Source organism: Xenorhabdus eapokensis (assembly GCF_001908105.1).
In genome coordinates, this window is record NZ_MKGQ01000027.1 from 1 (window position 1) to 15,668 (window position 15,668).

Here is a 15,668-nt window from a genome sequence, read left to right on the forward strand (position 1 = left end):
TCAGTCCTTCTTTTTGCTTTTTTGTGTCTGGAAAATCCAAATTCGCAAAAATGGGACTGAGTTTCTTTGATACTCCTACCATTTTGAAAAGTCATTTAGTCAACACGCCCTAATACCATAAAAATTCCTTCAAAAATGGCATCAGTAACTTAAGCTATCCTTAATCCAAAGGACACACTCGGATCATATGCCCATCAGGATCTTTCACGAGGAAAGTGCGACCAAAAACGTCAGTGTAGGGTTCCTGCTGAATTTCAATGTTTGGATTTTGTTGCCACTTTTCAAAGAGTTGATCGACATCTTCGCAAGTTGGTAGCATAATACCAATTTCTGAAAACCGCGGCACTGCGTTGTCTGGCTTCGTTCCTCCACTCCAAATAGCAAAAATAACTTCTTTATCTACAGTAAATGCGACATAGCGCGGACTGGAAAAAACCGGCTCAGTATTAAAAATAGTGGCATAAAAGGCTGTCGAACGCTCGATATCAGAAACGTAAATCAGTTGGAGATTAGGCTTAACAACAGAAACGAGTTCTGCCGCCTCAGTTTTTTCAACCACAGCTTTAAGCCTTGAGAGTGTTTCGACCAGATCCTGCGTCACTTGCTTAAAAAAACTTACCGCTTGGGCATCAGAAAGTTGGTCTTCAGGCTCAAAAGAAACCCTCACCTGAATGCCATTCGTCATGTTACTTTCGTCGATTAAAATTTGATGACAAAAAGTTAACATTCCCATCTGTGGCAAATTGACTTGATCAGTGAACTCTTTATTGATTTCAATATGTGCAAGATAAAAACGAATTTCCGGCATACCACTCAATACCATCCTGCCGTATTGCCCTGTTTTCACTTCGCCTTCAAATTCAAAATATTCAAGATCAACTTCCCATTTTTTTCGCAGATCAAAATCAATATAGTGATCCCAAATATGGGATGGCTTTGCATTTACCGATGTAGAAAAAGTTAGGGTTAACATAAAAACTCCAACAGTCAGATAGCAAGTTCAGTACATTAAGAATCCTCAAGATAACAAACCCGTGTGACAGTTTTTGTCAGTAGTTAATGCACTATTTTTTCCATTTCTCGCCATTCTTTAAGTAAAGACTGTCTTGAACGGGGATAACACTGTTGTTCTATCTTCAAATAGCTCATTCTATCCGACCTGAAATGGCGAAATGTTTTTCTTAATTCACACCAACCAATAACAATACTGATATTCTCAAAATATCCCAATGCAAAAGGCCATATTGTTCTGGTCGATTGATTGTTTTTCAGATCTAAATAGGTGAAAGTGATTTTATGCCGATGACTGATCGCTTGCCGTATTTGCGGGATATCAGCGGAAGGTACAAATTTCGTTGCGGCAGGCCCAATTAATAATGAATTCGTCTCAAGATATTGTTTGAGTTCTGTTGGGATCACTGCGGCAATTTTATTGATTGCGCTATTGGCAGATGCTTTTAATTGTGAATCAGCGCGTTTTGCCACCCAACTAGCCCCTAATGCCAAGGCTTCTATCTCATTTTGCGTTAACATCAACGGGGGTAAAACAAATCCCGGCCGTAAGACATAACCGATACCTGCTTCTCCTTCAATACTTGCACCTTGAGCCTGCAAAGTCGCAATATCCCGATAAAGTGTCCTTAAACTAATCTTCAATTTCTGCGCCAATACCTTACCCTGCACGGGAAAGTGATAACTGCGTAATATTTCCATCAGAGTTAACAAACGCTGTGCCCTAGACAATTTATCCTATCCTTAATGTTAACCAATTGATTCATCTAAACTGTATTATCATTATTCTATAATTGCTTTTAAATTGTATAACAGCAGCAAATCTGGATATTGCGATGTCTCACTCAAGGTAAAAGAGACGAGTTGGTTAACTTTTTGACATGTAACACTTTTCCGGGCTGATAAAAACGATATGCTGGCATTACTTTTTTCAGATCATTATCTGCTATCTTATTTTTTGGTTCTTAATTAAATGAATACTCGTAAAATTAAGGGAATACGTCCATTTAGCGCGCTTATTGACGCTTGTTGGAAAGAAACTTACTCTTTTCACCGTTTTATCAAAGACATGATTGCCGGGATCACCGTGGGAATCATTGCGATCCCACTGGCAATGGCTTTGGCAATCGGCAGTGGTGTGGCACCACAATACGGTCTGTATACTGCGGCCATTGCCGGCATTATTATTGCTGTGACCGGCGGATCACGCTATAGCGTTTCCGGCCCAACGGCAGCTTTTGTAGTGATACTCTATCCTGTATCACAGCAATTTGGCCTCAGTGGCCTGCTTATCGCCACACTCATGTCTGGCATTATTCTGCTTATCATGGGATTAGCGCGATTAGGCCGACTGATTGAGTACATTCCACTGTCTGTTACGCTTGGATTCACTTCTGGTATTGCTATTACTATCGCGACCATGCAAGTGCAAAATTTTTTCGGCCTGAAACTAGACCATGTGCCGGAAAATTATATTAATAAGGTGATTGTCCTCTCCCAAGCGTTCCCTTCATTACAACTCAGCGATACTTTTATCGGTTTAACCACCCTGCTGGTCTTGATTTTCTGGCCAAAACTAGGGTTAAAGTTACCGGGTCACTTACCGGCATTGATGGCTGGTACGGGTATCATGGGGGTCATGCATCTGTTAGGCCATGATGTGGCAACGATTGGTTCGTCATTTAGCTATACGCTGGAAGATGGTACACAAGGCCAAGGTATCCCCCCCATTCTTCCCCAATTTATCCTGCCCTGGCAATTGCCTGATACTCACTCGCTTGATATTAGCTGGAATACAATATCAGCATTACTGCCCGCAGCATTTTCTATGGCAATGTTAGGGGCAATTGAATCCCTGTTATGCGCCGTTATTCTGGATGGTATGACTGGAAAAAAACATCATTCTAACAGTGAATTGATCGGGCAGGGAATGGGAAATATTATCGCGCCCTTCTTTGGTGGGATCACCGCAACTGCGGCTATCGCCCGTTCAGCCGCCAATGTGCGGGCAGGTGCAACCTCACCAATTGCTGCTATCGTTCACTCCCTGCTGGTATTATTGGCGCTGCTGGCTCTTGCGCCAATGCTTTCTTATTTGCCACTGGCCGCTATGTCAGCCATTTTGCTGATTGTGGCCTGGAATATGAGCGAAGCCCATAAGGTTATAGACCTCATCCGTCGTGCCCCCAAAGACGATATCGTTGTCATGTTGCTGTGTATGTCATTAACTGTTCTGTTTGATATGGTGGTGGCAATCACAATAGGCATTGTGCTGGCTTCATTGCTGTTTATGCGCAAAATTGCCAATATGACCCGAATCAGTATTTCTCCTGCAACAAATCATGATACAGGTTTGTTGGTTGTGCGAATCAATGGTCCTCTGTTTTTTGCGGCTGCGGAGCGCATTTTTACTGAACTGAAAGAACAAGGAAGCGATTATCACACCATTATTATGCAGTGGGATGCTGTTCCGGTTCTGGATGCAGGCGGGCTACATGCTTTTCAAGGATTTGTCCGTGAGATGGGAAAAGAGAAACATATCGTTGTGTGCGATATCTCCTTCCAGCCCTTGAAAACGCTGGCACGAGCTAAAGTTGAACCAATTAAAGGGCAATTGAGCTTCTGTGCCACTTTACCCAAGGCATTGAAAGAAATAGATTAATTTAAATCTCCAGATTAAGAATATTAGATGCTTTCTTGGTCTAATATTCTTATTGCAAAACTCAAAATAAGCACCTTCCTCCCTAAAGTTTGACTCAAATATGAACGCAGATATGGAGAATTTTCATGCTTTTTTCACTCAATAAACATCTTACGGCAACAGTATTTATCGTTTTTTCTTCCGTTACACCATTGTTTGTCACCGATTCCATGGCTACTGAAGAAATCATACATATAGATTTTCAATTTGATAAATTTTCTACGCCGGTAGCAAATCTCGAAATTGATGGAAAAAAGCAAAATTTAATGATCGATACAGGTTCATCTCAGGGTCTCCATTTAACTAAAGAGTTTATGTCGGAAATCTCAGGCTTAGTGATAGATTCTGAAAAAGTACGCTCTACTGACATTACAGGCAAAGTTTTTTTTAATGATAAATTTCACATTCCACAACTTTCGATAAACGGAATGATATTTAAGGATATTACCGGAGTTTCGCTAACACCTTGGGGAGTGACTTTATTAAGTCAAGATAAGAAGCTTCCCACTTCAATGGTTATGGGTCTTGGTTTATTCAAAGATAAAGTTGTTCTTATCGATTACAAAAACCAGAAATTGTCATTTTCTGACCATTTGCAAGCGTTGAATGTCAATGTAACTGATGGTTGGAGCGAATTACCACTGAGACTCACTCAAGAAGGCATTGTTGTCAAAGTTTCACAAAACAATAAGAATTACAATATGATCTTGGATACGGGTGCATCGGTTTCTGCTTTCTGGAAAGAAAGATTAAAATCTCCTCCAGTTCATGTTTCATGCCAAGAGGTGGTTAAAGGCATGGACAATGAGGAATGCGTTGCATCGGCATTCCAATTTGATGAGGAGGTCGCTCAGGAAATAAAACTGGACGCATTACTGGTTGATGGAGATTTTAATCATTTAAATGCGGATGGATTAATTGGAAATAACTTCTTCAATCAATATGCAGTATTAATTGACTTCCCAGGTAAGAGATTATTTATTAAAGATAATGCGTAAAAAGAAATCAGCGGTTACAGAGCAAAATGTCTGTAACCGCATTATCAAAAAATCGAACAGATCCCGTGATTATTTGCTGGTATCCAGCTCAGGGAAATTTTTCACCACATCATCAATGGCTTTCATCTGCATCAGGAATGGCTCCAGTTTTGCCAATGGTAATGCTGATGGGCCATCACATTTTGCATTTTCTGGATCAGGATGGGCTTCAAGGAATAAACCGGCAATTCCTACCGCCATACCAGCACGTGCCAACTCTGACACTTGCGCACGGCGACCGCCGGAAGCTGCACCAAATGGATCACGGCATTGCAATGAGTGAGTGACGTCAAAAATCACTGGTGAGCCATTGGTTGCCTGTTTCATGACACCAAAGCCCAACATATCGACGACCAGATTATCGTAACCAAAATTACTGCCACGGTCACACAGTATTACCTGATCGTTGCCACCTTCTTTAAATTTGTCAACGATATTCCCCATCTGCCCTGGGCTAACAAACTGAGGTTTTTTGACATTAATCACTGCGCCAGTTTTTGCCATCGCTTCAACCAGATCAGTCTGACGGGCAAGAAAAGCGGGAAGCTGGATGACATCAACCACATCTGCAACAGCCTGGGCTTGCGTGGGTTCATGTACATCAGTGATAATCTTTACGCCAAAAGTCTGTTTCAGCTCTTGAAAGATTTTCATGCCCTCTTCCAAACCAGGCCCGCGATAGGAGTGGATCGAAGAACGGTTAGCCTTATCAAAAGACGCCTTAAAAACATAAGGAATGCCCAGTTTTTGCGTTACAGTCACATAATGTTCACAAATACGCATGGCCAAATCCCGTGATTCAAGGACATTCATACCGCCAAACAGTACAAAAGGCAGATCATTTGCGACCTTGATGTCACCAATATTAACCACTTTTTGTTGCATGTTTATACCTTCTCTTGTTAAGGGCAAATAAATTTGCTGTATCCATAAAAAATAAATAAGAAGCAGAGAAATGCCGTTTTATAACGCCTCTAATGGAGGATGATTGCTCTCTGATCAATGGAGTTAATCTGCATTTTTATCATTTCTGAGATCGGGTCCTCAGGGCAATGCTCCACGAAATAACTCAAATCTGAAACAGCAATGTGATTGCAATCAAGTTGCGCATAAATCAGCCCTCGGTCGCGGATTTCATATGGATCATCAGGATCGAACATCAGCACGACTTCGCTGGCTCTTAACGCCAACTCCATTTTTTTCTCTTCCATCAAGGAAATTTTGATGACATCGGTGACTTTTCGCACAATGCTGATATTATCGGCTTCCTGTAAGTCTTTTTTTTCCAAGCTAACCGTTGGGCCAATATTGCCTTTCAACCAAACATCAAGGATATGTTCGTTGAGCGTATCGCCATTCATTGGGTTAATAAACCATGTCGGCTCATCAGCCAAATCAACCCGCAAAATTAGCTGTGTCGGGAATATAACAGGCTGTACAGGCAATGCCAGCACCTGAGCAATATGGGCAAATATCGTCCCCAATGTTACGGGCGCACCTTGGCGTGTGTGTAATACACCATCCAACCACAGGGTATCAGACAAACAATACACCCCATTCGCTCCACCAAATTTCCATTCTCGATAAAAAAGTGTCAATAGCGCTTGTAATTTTGTTTTGGTGTCAGTAATAGAGGAAAGTTTTTGTCGAGCTTCTTCAACCAATACCGTTAGTTGCTCAGTCACCGTTGTTTGGGGGAAATCAGGACGAATGACCCGTGATACCAGAATAATACCATCTATCAGGGAAGCATTATTGAATTCATAATTAACTATGGTTTTCATCTTTATTCCATTGACCTACCGTGATACGTTCGTTACCACCATAATCCTGAAAAGTAGCTATCTGTTGATAACCTTTTTCCCAAAATAGGTTTCTGACAACGGTTCCCTGTTTCCAGCCATGTTCCAATAATAGCCATCCGTTTGGCAACAGGAAGTGGCGAGCCTGCGCTATAATTGTCTGCAAATCTGCTATACCATTTTGGGCAGCGATCAATGCAGTGGCTGGTTCAAACCTGACATCTCCTTCGCGCAGATGAGGGTCAAGCTCATCAATATAGGGCGGATTACTGACAATCATATCAAATTGTCTTTCCCCAACCGCAGAAAACCACTCACTTTGCAGAAAATTCACATTGTGAACGGACAGTTTATCCGCGTTTTTTGCCGTATTATGTTTTGCCAATGCGACTGCATCAGGATTGATATCCACCCCAGTGACATAGCAATCGTGCCGCTCACTTGCCAGCGCCAATGCAATTGCCCCTGTTCCCGTGCCGAGATCCAGGATCTGTGCCGACAAATCAGGCAAGAGTTCCAGCGCTTTTTCAACCAGGCATTCCGTATCAGGACGTGGGATTAAAGTTGCTGGTGATACAGTAAGGGACAACGACCAAAATTCACGCTCCCCCACAATATAAGCAATCGGTTCACCCTGCATACGACGAGCCAGCAAGGCATCAAGCTGGCTAGCTTCCTCTGGGGAAATAGATGTTTCATTAAATGCAATTAAATAAGTGCGGGAACGCCCTGTTACGTGTTGCAACAGAATTTCTGCATCACGCTTAGGGCTATCACTTTCAATCAACTGCGCAGCCGCATGCCGGAGCCAATGTTGATAATTCATCAATCCTGCTCTGACAATGCAGATAATTGATCTGCCTGATATTCAGTAATGATAGGCTGGATAAGCATATCCAGTTTGCCTTCCATCACTTCCTCAAGACGGTATAACGTTAGGTTGATACGGTGATCGGTAACCCGTCCCTGTGGGAAATTATAGGTGCGGTTGCGATCTGAACGGTCACCGGAGCCAAGCAAATTGCGGCGTTCAGAGGCCTCAGCTTCCTGACGCTTTCGCATCTCAGCGGCACGAATACGCGCAGCAAGCACAGACATGGCTTTTGCTTTGTTCTTATGCTGAGAACGCTCATCCTGACACTCCACAACAATACCTGTTGGCAAGTGAGTAATGCGAATTGCGGAGTCCGTGGTGTTGACGTGCTGCCCACCCGCACCGGAAGAGCGATAAGTATCAATTTTCAGGTCACTTGGGCTGATTTCCGGTAATTCCGCTTCTGGGATTTCCGGCAGAATAGCGACGGTGCAAGCAGAAGTGTGAATACGCCCCTGAGATTCGGTCTCCGGCACACGCTGAACACGATGACCACCCGACTCAAATTTCAGGTGACCATAAACTTGTTCACCGGAAATTTTAGCAATCACTTCTTTATATCCGCCATGTTCACCTTCATTGGCACTCATGATCTCAACTTTCCAACGGCGGGATTCTGCATAACGGCTATACATGCGGAATAAATCTCCGGCAAATATCGCAGCTTCATCCCCCCCCGTTCCGGCACGAACTTCAAGAAAACAGTTACGCTCATCATCCGGATCTTTTGGTAATAACAACAATTGCAGTTGCTGTTCCAGCTCTTCATTACGAATTTTTGCGTTTTTGAGTTCTTCCTGCGCCATTTCCCGCATTTCGGGATCATCAAGCATCATCTCGGCTGTTTCGATATCATCCTGAACACTTTTCCAGGCTTTAAAACAGTTAGTCACATCGGTCAGTTGAGCATATTCCTTTGATAACGCGCGAAAACGCTCTTGATCAGCAATAACTTCAGCATCACCGAGGTGAGCCAAAACTTCTTCATGGCGTTCTTGTAGTGCTTCCAATTTAGCAACAATAGAAGGCTTCATTCGTAATATCAGACCTTATTTAGAATAGGGTTTAGTTATGATCCAGCCCAAGGCTGTCCCGTAATAGATTCAGGCGTTCCAAATCGCCATCGCTGGCAGCCTGTTGGAGAGATTTAGTCGGTGTATGGATCAGACGATTCGTCAACTGGTAGGTCAATTGGTTAATGATCTGTTCAGCATCAGCACCCTGCTTTATGGACATCAATGCTTTTGCTGTCATCTCAGCCCTGATTTTCTCTGCCTGCTCTCGATATTCGCGAATTGTATTAACAGCGCCTTGAGAACGCAACCAATCCATAAAATGGCTGCTTTCTTGTTGCACAATCCCTTCCGCAACAACTGCCGCAGCTTTACGTTGGGCGAGATTTTGCTGAATGATAGCCTGTAAATCATCCACGCTGTACAGATAAGCATCACTCAATTTTTCCACATCCGGTTCAATATCGCGAGGAACGGCAATGTCAATCAGCAACATTGGCTGGTTGCGACGTAATTTTAACGCCCTTTCGACCATACCTTTGCCAATGATCGGCAATGGGCTCGCAGTGGAACTAATGACAATATCCGCTTCCGCTAATCGGGTATCGATATCAGGTAGGGAAACAACTTCTGCATTGACTTCACTGGCAAGCATCTGTGCCCGTTCTTTTGTCCGGTTAGCGATCATCATGCGATTCACGCCATGCTCTTTTAAGTGACGGGCAACAAGTTCAATCGTCTCCCCTGCGCCCACCAGCAGGATATTCAGTTGGGAAAGGGATTCGAAAATTTGCCGAGCAAGTGTACAGGCAGCAAATGCTACAGAAACGGCATTGGCGCCAATTTCCGTTTCTGTTCTGATCCGCTTAGCCACCGAGAAAGATTTTTGGAATAAACGTTCCAGTTCACTCGACAGAGATTGATAATTTTGCGACTCAGCGAAAGCCTTTTTCACCTGTCCCAAAATTTGCGGTTCTCCCAATACAAGGGAGTCCAGGCCGCTCGCAACTCGCATCAAATGGCTGACGGCCTCATTATCTAAATACCAGTAGAGGCTGCCTGTCAAATCATCAGGATTAAGCTGGTGATATTCGCAGAGCCAATTAATCAACTGTTGTTTAAAATTACCCTGCTGTTCAACGCTGAGGTACAGCTCTGTACGGTTGCAGGTGGACAGCACAACGCCACCCCGCACCAGTGGCTGCTGGAGCAAGTCATCAAGCGCTAATCCTATCGTGTCAGGAGAAAAAGCCACCCGCTCACGTAAAGAAACAGGCGCTGTTTTATGGTTGATACCGAGTGCTAATAAAGTCATCTTAACTGCATTGAGTTATCACGGGTGGCAAGGTCATGATGATATCGATAATTATTCTCATAAACTCACACCCTTCATAAGGACTCTCATTGGTCGAGCATTCTACTTGATGCATCAGATCAATAAAAGTCAATCAGGTGATTCTACGATAATTTTATTTGAGAATTCTCAGCAAAATTTCGCTAAATTATCCCCTAAGATTATAGTCTTGAATAGCAAGCTTTAAGTTGTCATATAAATATTGCCATATTTATAACCGACAGCGTTTTATCATCGACAGAATGCTAAACTTTCTTATCACCAAGGGTTACCGTATGAAAATATCTGTTTTTTTTCGCCTGCTTCCCCTTTCCGGTATTTTACTGACTGCCTGTACAGTCACACAACCCCCTATAGGTACGGGCTCAGCGGATACACCACAATGGCACGCCCGTGAACAGCAACTGCAAAAATTAGGGCATTACCAAACCAGAGGTTCTTTTGCTTATCTAACAAATGAAAAAAAAGTGTACGCCCGCTTTTTCTGGCAACAATATTCGCCAGACAATTATAAATTATTGCTGCTCAATCCACTGGGTACAACAGAACTGGAACTATTCGTTGAACCCAATATGATTCAGCTCACTGACAATAATGGTAAAAAATATCTTAGTAATGAACCTGAGTCTTTAATTTACCAACTGACTAATATGAATATTCCCCTGGATAATCTGCGAAGCTGGATTATTGGTTTGCCCGGTCATGCCAAAGATTTTCAGTTGGATGCAAATTACCTGCTTAAAACCGTAAGTGACAAAAAAAAGGGTGAAATTTGGCGAGTCAATTATCAAGGATACGATACATCGATCACGCCAGCCTTACCCACCCGACTGGAACTTATGCAAGGAAACAATCGCATTAAATTAAAGATGGATAATTGGACGATTCAATAATGACTTTAACCTGGCCTTCTCCGGCAAAATTGAATTTATTTTTGTATATCACAGGACAACGACCTGATGGCTACCATGAACTACAAACACTGTTCCAATTTTTAGATTATGGTGATGCGATCACCATCGCACCACGTCAAGATAATCAAATCCGCTTACTGACTCCGGTTGCAGGCGTAGCCCATGATGACAATTTGATTGTGCGGGCAGCTCGATTATTGCAGAACCATCTATTACAAAAACGCGCATTGCAAAATCATAATGTGACTCAATCCGGCAACGAACACTTGGGAGCCGATATTTGCATTGATAAATGCCTGCCAATGGGCGGAGGTTTGGGAGGCGGTTCTTCCAATGCTGCGACGGTATTAATTGCCCTCAATCACCATTGGCAAACCAATCTGCCCGATGATGAACTGGCACAGCTTGGCATATGCCTTGGGGCAGATGTTCCCGTGTTTATTAAAGGCCATGCCGCTTTTGCCGAAGGCATTGGGGAAAAACTCCAGCCAGCTTCACCGGAAGAAAAATGGTTTTTGGTTATCCATCCGGGAATTGAAATATCAACACCGACAATCTTCACCGATCCTGAATTGAAACGAAATTCTCCGATTCGCACTCTGCCCGCATTATTACAGGCACCATTTGCTAATGATTGTGAACCAATCGCAAGAAAACGTTTTCGTGAGGTTGAACAGCTTCTTTTATGGCTGTTAGAATATGCGCCGTCACGCCTGACCGGAACCGGTGCATGTGTTTTCGGCGAATTCGAATCAGAAGCATCGGCCCGTAAGGTGTTAAATCAAGCCCCAGAGTGGATGCAGGGCTTTGTTGCGCGTGGTGTCAACATTTCTCCATTGCATACATTCCGCTCTGGGATACCCATGTTATTGAACCAATGAGCAATATTTGTTTGATTGGTCAACAATATCTCTCTGGACGCAAGCCTGAGGTTTTTCTCGTGCCCGATATGAAGCTTTTTGCTGGTAATGCCACACCTGAACTAGCACAACGTGTTGCCAACCGCCTGTACACTAACTTGGGAGACGCTGCTGTTGGTCGTTTCAGCGACGGTGAAGTCAGTGTTCAAATCAATGAAAATGTCCGCGGTGGTGATGTTTTCATCATCCAGTCCACCTGTGCCCCCACCAACGACAACCTGATGGAATTAGTTGTGATGGTCGATGCGCTACGTCGTGCTTCTGCTGGTCGTATTACTGCTGTTATTCCTTACTTCGGTTATGCCCGTCAGGATCGCCGTGTCCGTTCGGCACGTGTACCTATCACTGCTAAAGTTGTTGCTGATTTTCTGTCCAGCGTTGGTGTAGACCGTGTTCTCACTGTTGACCTACACGCCGAGCAGATCCAAGGTTTCTTTGATGTTCCAGTTGATAATGTATTTGGTAGCCCAATTCTTCTGGAAGATATGCTCCAGAAAGAGCTGGAAAACCCGATTGTTGTCTCCCCAGATATCGGCGGTGTTGTTCGCGCCCGTGCGATTGCCAAACTGCTGAACGATACGGATATGGCTATCATTGATAAACGTCGCCCACGTGCAAACGTTTCTCAAGTGATGCATATTATTGGTGATGTTGCTGGCCGTGATTGCGTTCTGGTCGATGACATGATCGATACAGGTGGCACACTGTGCAAAGCGGCTGAGGCATTGAAAGAGCGTGGAGCGAAGCGGGTGTTTGCTTATGCAACACACCCTATTTTCTCTGGCAATGCAGTGGAAAACATTAAAAACTCAGTGATCGATGAATTTGTGGTTTGTGACACAATTCCTCTGTCTGATGAGATTAAGGCGTTGAACAAAGTTCGCACTTTGACACTGTCTGGCATGCTTGCTGAAGCTATTCGCCGTATCAGCAATGAAGAGTCAATCTCTGCGATGTTTGAGCATTAATGATTAAGTTTTGCGTCAATATTAAGCGCTAACTTATTCAAATGATTAAATAAATCATTGCTTGAAAAACCCCGTTGCTGTATTTACAGCCGCGGGGTTTTTTTGTTTATTTGATACACATAGCTAATGATTCATTCCTGAATTAATAATATTCATAAATAATTTTATTTTGAAAATAATTAAATTTATCAAATAATTACAGTATCACCATGAATTGCACTCAATAAAATATAGCGATTAAATCGACATAAAGTCTAATATTAATCTCTGCAAATATTTCAATTCATCTGGTACGTCCAGTTACCAAATATTCCAACAATACTGGTGCTATTGAATAGTTGCTGCTAACCTGTCGCACGCTTAATGGCGGTGGTTTTATTTCCTTACATCACACAACAGCATCGGAAATCAGGTATTATTTCTTCTCTAAAAAAATAAATTCTTCTAATAAATAAGTTATCAATATTTAGGAGTGAAAGAGATAATTTTCGGTTGTGTATTTTATATACACACTTAAGCGTCGAACCTTTTAAGATCACATTATCTATAAAAAATGCAAAGTCATATGGAAGTTCAATAACAGGGAACCATACTTAATGCCAGACAGCCGTTATCAATAAGTTAGCTGTCCTATATAGGTTTATTTCAATATTAAACATATCGACTTCTCTAACTCGACTGAGGAAGAGTTGTAGGGTTCTTTTGTTCAAAAAAACCTTACAAAGTTGAAATGTTGATTAATAACAAAAACTACTTTTTAAGGAGAGTGCCAATGAAAAAGGCATTTTTATTTACACCTGCACTGTTAGCGCTTTCAATTAATGCTATTTCTAGTGCTCATGCTTATAGTCAAGTCTATGTCTTTGGGGATAGTCTGAGTGATGGTGGGAATAACGGAATCTATATGCCTGATGGAAAAATAAATCAGCTATATCATCAATATTTTTCCCTACGAATTTTAGGCATAAATCCAGCACCATCCAAGGATGGTGGAACTAATTATGCCCAAGGTAGTGCTACAGCTCTAGAACAATACAGCAAATTTAATACGCAAGAGCAGGTAAATAGATATCTTGCTGCCCATAATGGCAAAGTTGATCCTAACGGTATCTATATTCATTGGGTAGGTGGTAACGACCTTGCCAAGGCTTTGGAAGACGCCTCAAAAGAAAAAGATCCACTACAAGGTCAAAAAGTTGCCGCTAACATTGTCATCACCAGCGCTACTGCATACGCAAATCAAATCAATCAACTGATCGAAAAAGGTGCTGGATTAGTTATTGCTCCAACCGTTCCTGATGTAAGCACTACTCCTAGATTTTTAGAAACATTACTTCGTCAAGTTATAATTCGCCAAGCCTTAGAATCCAAAGGTATTAAAGATCCTGAAGTTTATGATAATCTACCTGAAGACCAAAAAAAAACCATCGAACAAAAAATCAATGACACGTTGAAATCTGTTCGTGATGGCATTAATGCATATCCTACTCCTAATAGCGATTACCGCCGTCAACTTATTGAAGGTACACTGAAAAAAATTATAGAAAAATCATCTTCAGATAAAGAAACAAAAGAAGAAATAGAAGCAAAATATGAAAAACTTCTCGCTGCCTACAATAAGGCAAGTGAAGATGCATCAAAACTCACTGAGCTATACAATGAGCTAGTCGACAAACTAATTAGCGAAGGAAACGGCAATATTTTGCGTGCCGATATCAATGGATTGCTGCATGACGTGATCGCCAATCCTCTGATTTATGGCATTCAAAATACGTTAGGTTATTCTTGCGAGCAAGGTAAAAGCGCTGATAAATGTTCCTCCAACGACTCAGGATTTACCAAAGACAAAGAATTTTTATTCTCTGATCATTTCCACCCAACCTCGTTGGGTCACAAGATAATTGGCCAATACCTTACCTCTATTTATAATGCGCCATTACAGGTAATATCCCTGACTCAAGTCAACCGTGCCGCCGTTAAAAGTTCCCTTTCTTCCCTTGATGGTCACCTGCAACAACTGCGTAACAGCGGCAATGAACAAGGTAAAGTCGGCGTCTTTGGCGGCTATACTGGCAACCAAGATAAAACCTTTACACTGGGTAGCGATTATCAGCTAATAGATAACTTGCTATTGGGTGCAATGTACTCTAACTATAAAGAGGAACGCTCACCCATAGCTGACTTTTCTTATGGCGGCCGTGGTCATGTTCTGACAGCGTATACTTTGTGGAACTATTATAATAACGGCTGGTTAAGTGGCGATGTCCATTATTCACGCACCAATTATGATAGCCTGACCCGTACCATCCAGCTTGGTGAAGCTACCCGCAGAGAAACAGGCTCAACCACAGGTAAACAGTGGGGAGCACGCATTACCGCAGGCTGGGATATTCCAGTTACTCACTATCTGACCACCAGCCCAATCATTCAGTATGTCTGGGATAAAGGTGAAGTTGATGGTTACCGTGAAGCCGGCAACAATAACACTTCCATGCATTTTGGTGATCAGGACTACACCTCTAAAGTGGGCACACTGGGCTGGCGCGTGGATACTAAACTAGGCCGTTTCAATCCTTACGCTTCTGTTCAGTTTAATCACCAATTTGGTGATACAAGCTACAAACTGAGCGGTGCCATTAACTCCACCACAATTTCTTTTGTGCAGGAAAGTGGCAAGCAGAGCACTAACTGGCGTCAATATACTGTCGGCGTGAACGCAAATCTGATCAATAATCTGCGCGGCTTTGCTTCCGTAACCCGTAATGACGGCAATACCCAAGATCCTAGCTACAATTTCAGTTTGGGTATCAACGCTAGTTTCTAAAATACCCGTCTCTGAGGGAACATTAACCCAAGAACGCAAGGCAAAATTACTGTCTTGCGTTCTTGTTTAACCATAATTCAACATTAATATACACGCGTTAACATTGTGTTTAATTTTCGTATATGAAGATGGACGTAGTATCGAACTGAAACAATCAGAGAATCAGCCATTAACCGAAGAAAAATGAGCACACGCCCTTTTAAATCAAGGTGTTTTGGCTGGCATGAAAATAATGCGCTGTTTTTTCAGG

At 42.5% G+C, this 15,668-nt stretch carries 13 protein-coding genes; 6 read left to right on the top strand and 7 right to left on the bottom strand.

The window, feature by feature from the left end; all coding sequences use genetic code 11:
• Positions 1 to 160: 160 nt before the first annotated feature.
• Complete coding sequence (locus Xedl_RS33690) at positions 161 to 973, bottom strand: VOC family protein (protein ID WP_244149731.1); 813 nt, start codon at positions 971 to 973, stop codon at positions 161 to 163.
• Positions 974 to 1,056: 83 nt separating this feature from the next.
• Positions 1,057 to 1,743 (bottom strand): helix-turn-helix transcriptional regulator, encoded by a 687-nt coding sequence (locus tag Xedl_RS14990; RefSeq protein ID WP_074024627.1) that lies wholly within the window; start codon positions 1,741 to 1,743, stop codon positions 1,057 to 1,059.
• Positions 1,744 to 1,984: 241 nt separating this feature from the next.
• On the opposite strand from Xedl_RS14990, the gene dauA reads away from it, so the two are divergent.
• Positions 1,985 to 3,673 (top strand): C4-dicarboxylic acid transporter DauA, encoded by a 1,689-nt coding sequence (dauA, locus tag Xedl_RS14995; RefSeq protein WP_074024628.1) that lies wholly within the window; start codon positions 1,985 to 1,987, stop codon positions 3,671 to 3,673.
• 125 nt (positions 3,674 to 3,798) lie between these two features.
• The gene (locus tag Xedl_RS15000) at positions 3,799 to 4,710 is read left to right on the top strand and encodes a pepsin/retropepsin-like aspartic protease family protein (protein WP_074024629.1); all 912 of its coding nucleotides are present in this window, start codon (positions 3,799 to 3,801) and stop codon (positions 4,708 to 4,710) included.
• A gap of 69 nt (positions 4,711 to 4,779) precedes the next feature.
• On the opposite strand, the gene kdsA is transcribed toward Xedl_RS15000, so the two are convergent.
• From kdsA to hemA, 5 genes are all read right to left on the bottom strand, one after another.
• Entirely contained in the window at positions 4,780 to 5,634 is an 855-nt protein-coding gene (kdsA, locus tag Xedl_RS15005; protein ID WP_074024630.1) for a 3-deoxy-8-phosphooctulonate synthase, read from the bottom strand.
• Between the two features lie 89 nt (positions 5,635 to 5,723).
• Positions 5,724 to 6,533: an invasion regulator SirB1 gene (gene sirB1, locus Xedl_RS15010; protein ID WP_074024631.1), complete on the bottom strand. Its 810-nt coding sequence runs from the start codon at positions 6,531 to 6,533 to the stop codon at positions 5,724 to 5,726.
• Positions 6,517 to 7,377 carry a peptide chain release factor N(5)-glutamine methyltransferase gene (gene prmC / locus Xedl_RS15015; RefSeq protein ID WP_074024632.1) on the bottom strand — a complete coding sequence of 287 codons (861 nt, stop codon included), beginning with the start codon at positions 7,375 to 7,377 and terminating at the stop codon, positions 6,517 to 6,519. The genes sirB1 and prmC overlap by 17 nt, the downstream gene beginning before the upstream one ends.
• Positions 7,377 to 8,459, bottom strand: a complete 1,083-nt coding sequence (gene prfA, locus Xedl_RS15020; protein WP_074024633.1) for a peptide chain release factor 1 — start codon at positions 8,457 to 8,459, stop codon at positions 7,377 to 7,379. The genes prmC and prfA overlap by 1 nt, the downstream gene beginning before the upstream one ends.
• A gap of 31 nt (positions 8,460 to 8,490) precedes the next feature.
• Positions 8,491 to 9,753, bottom strand: a complete 1,263-nt coding sequence (hemA, locus tag Xedl_RS15025; RefSeq protein WP_074024634.1) for a glutamyl-tRNA reductase — start codon at positions 9,751 to 9,753, stop codon at positions 8,491 to 8,493.
• Between the two features lie 314 nt (positions 9,754 to 10,067).
• On the opposite strand from hemA, the gene lolB reads away from it, so the two are divergent.
• The 4 genes from lolB to Xedl_RS15045 all read left to right on the top strand — a co-directional run bounded on the left by lolB (position 10,068) and on the right by Xedl_RS15045 (position 15,418).
• A complete protein-coding gene (gene lolB / locus Xedl_RS15030; RefSeq protein WP_074024635.1) occupies positions 10,068 to 10,685 on the top strand; it encodes a lipoprotein insertase outer membrane protein LolB in 618 nt (205 codons plus the stop codon).
• Positions 10,685 to 11,587: a 4-(cytidine 5'-diphospho)-2-C-methyl-D-erythritol kinase gene (gene ispE / locus Xedl_RS15035; RefSeq protein ID WP_074024636.1), complete on the top strand. Its 903-nt coding sequence runs from the start codon at positions 10,685 to 10,687 to the stop codon at positions 11,585 to 11,587. Before lolB ends, ispE begins: the two co-directional genes overlap by 1 nt.
• A 59-nt stretch (positions 11,588 to 11,646) precedes the next feature.
• Positions 11,647 to 12,594 carry a ribose-phosphate diphosphokinase gene (gene prs, locus Xedl_RS15040; protein WP_120211349.1) on the top strand — a complete coding sequence of 316 codons (948 nt, stop codon included), beginning with the start codon at positions 11,647 to 11,649 and terminating at the stop codon, positions 12,592 to 12,594.
• Positions 12,595 to 13,366: 772 nt separating this feature from the next.
• Positions 13,367 to 15,418: an autotransporter outer membrane beta-barrel domain-containing protein gene (locus Xedl_RS15045; RefSeq protein ID WP_074024637.1), complete on the top strand. Its 2,052-nt coding sequence runs from the start codon at positions 13,367 to 13,369 to the stop codon at positions 15,416 to 15,418.
• The last annotated feature ends 250 nt before the right edge of the window (positions 15,419 to 15,668 follow it).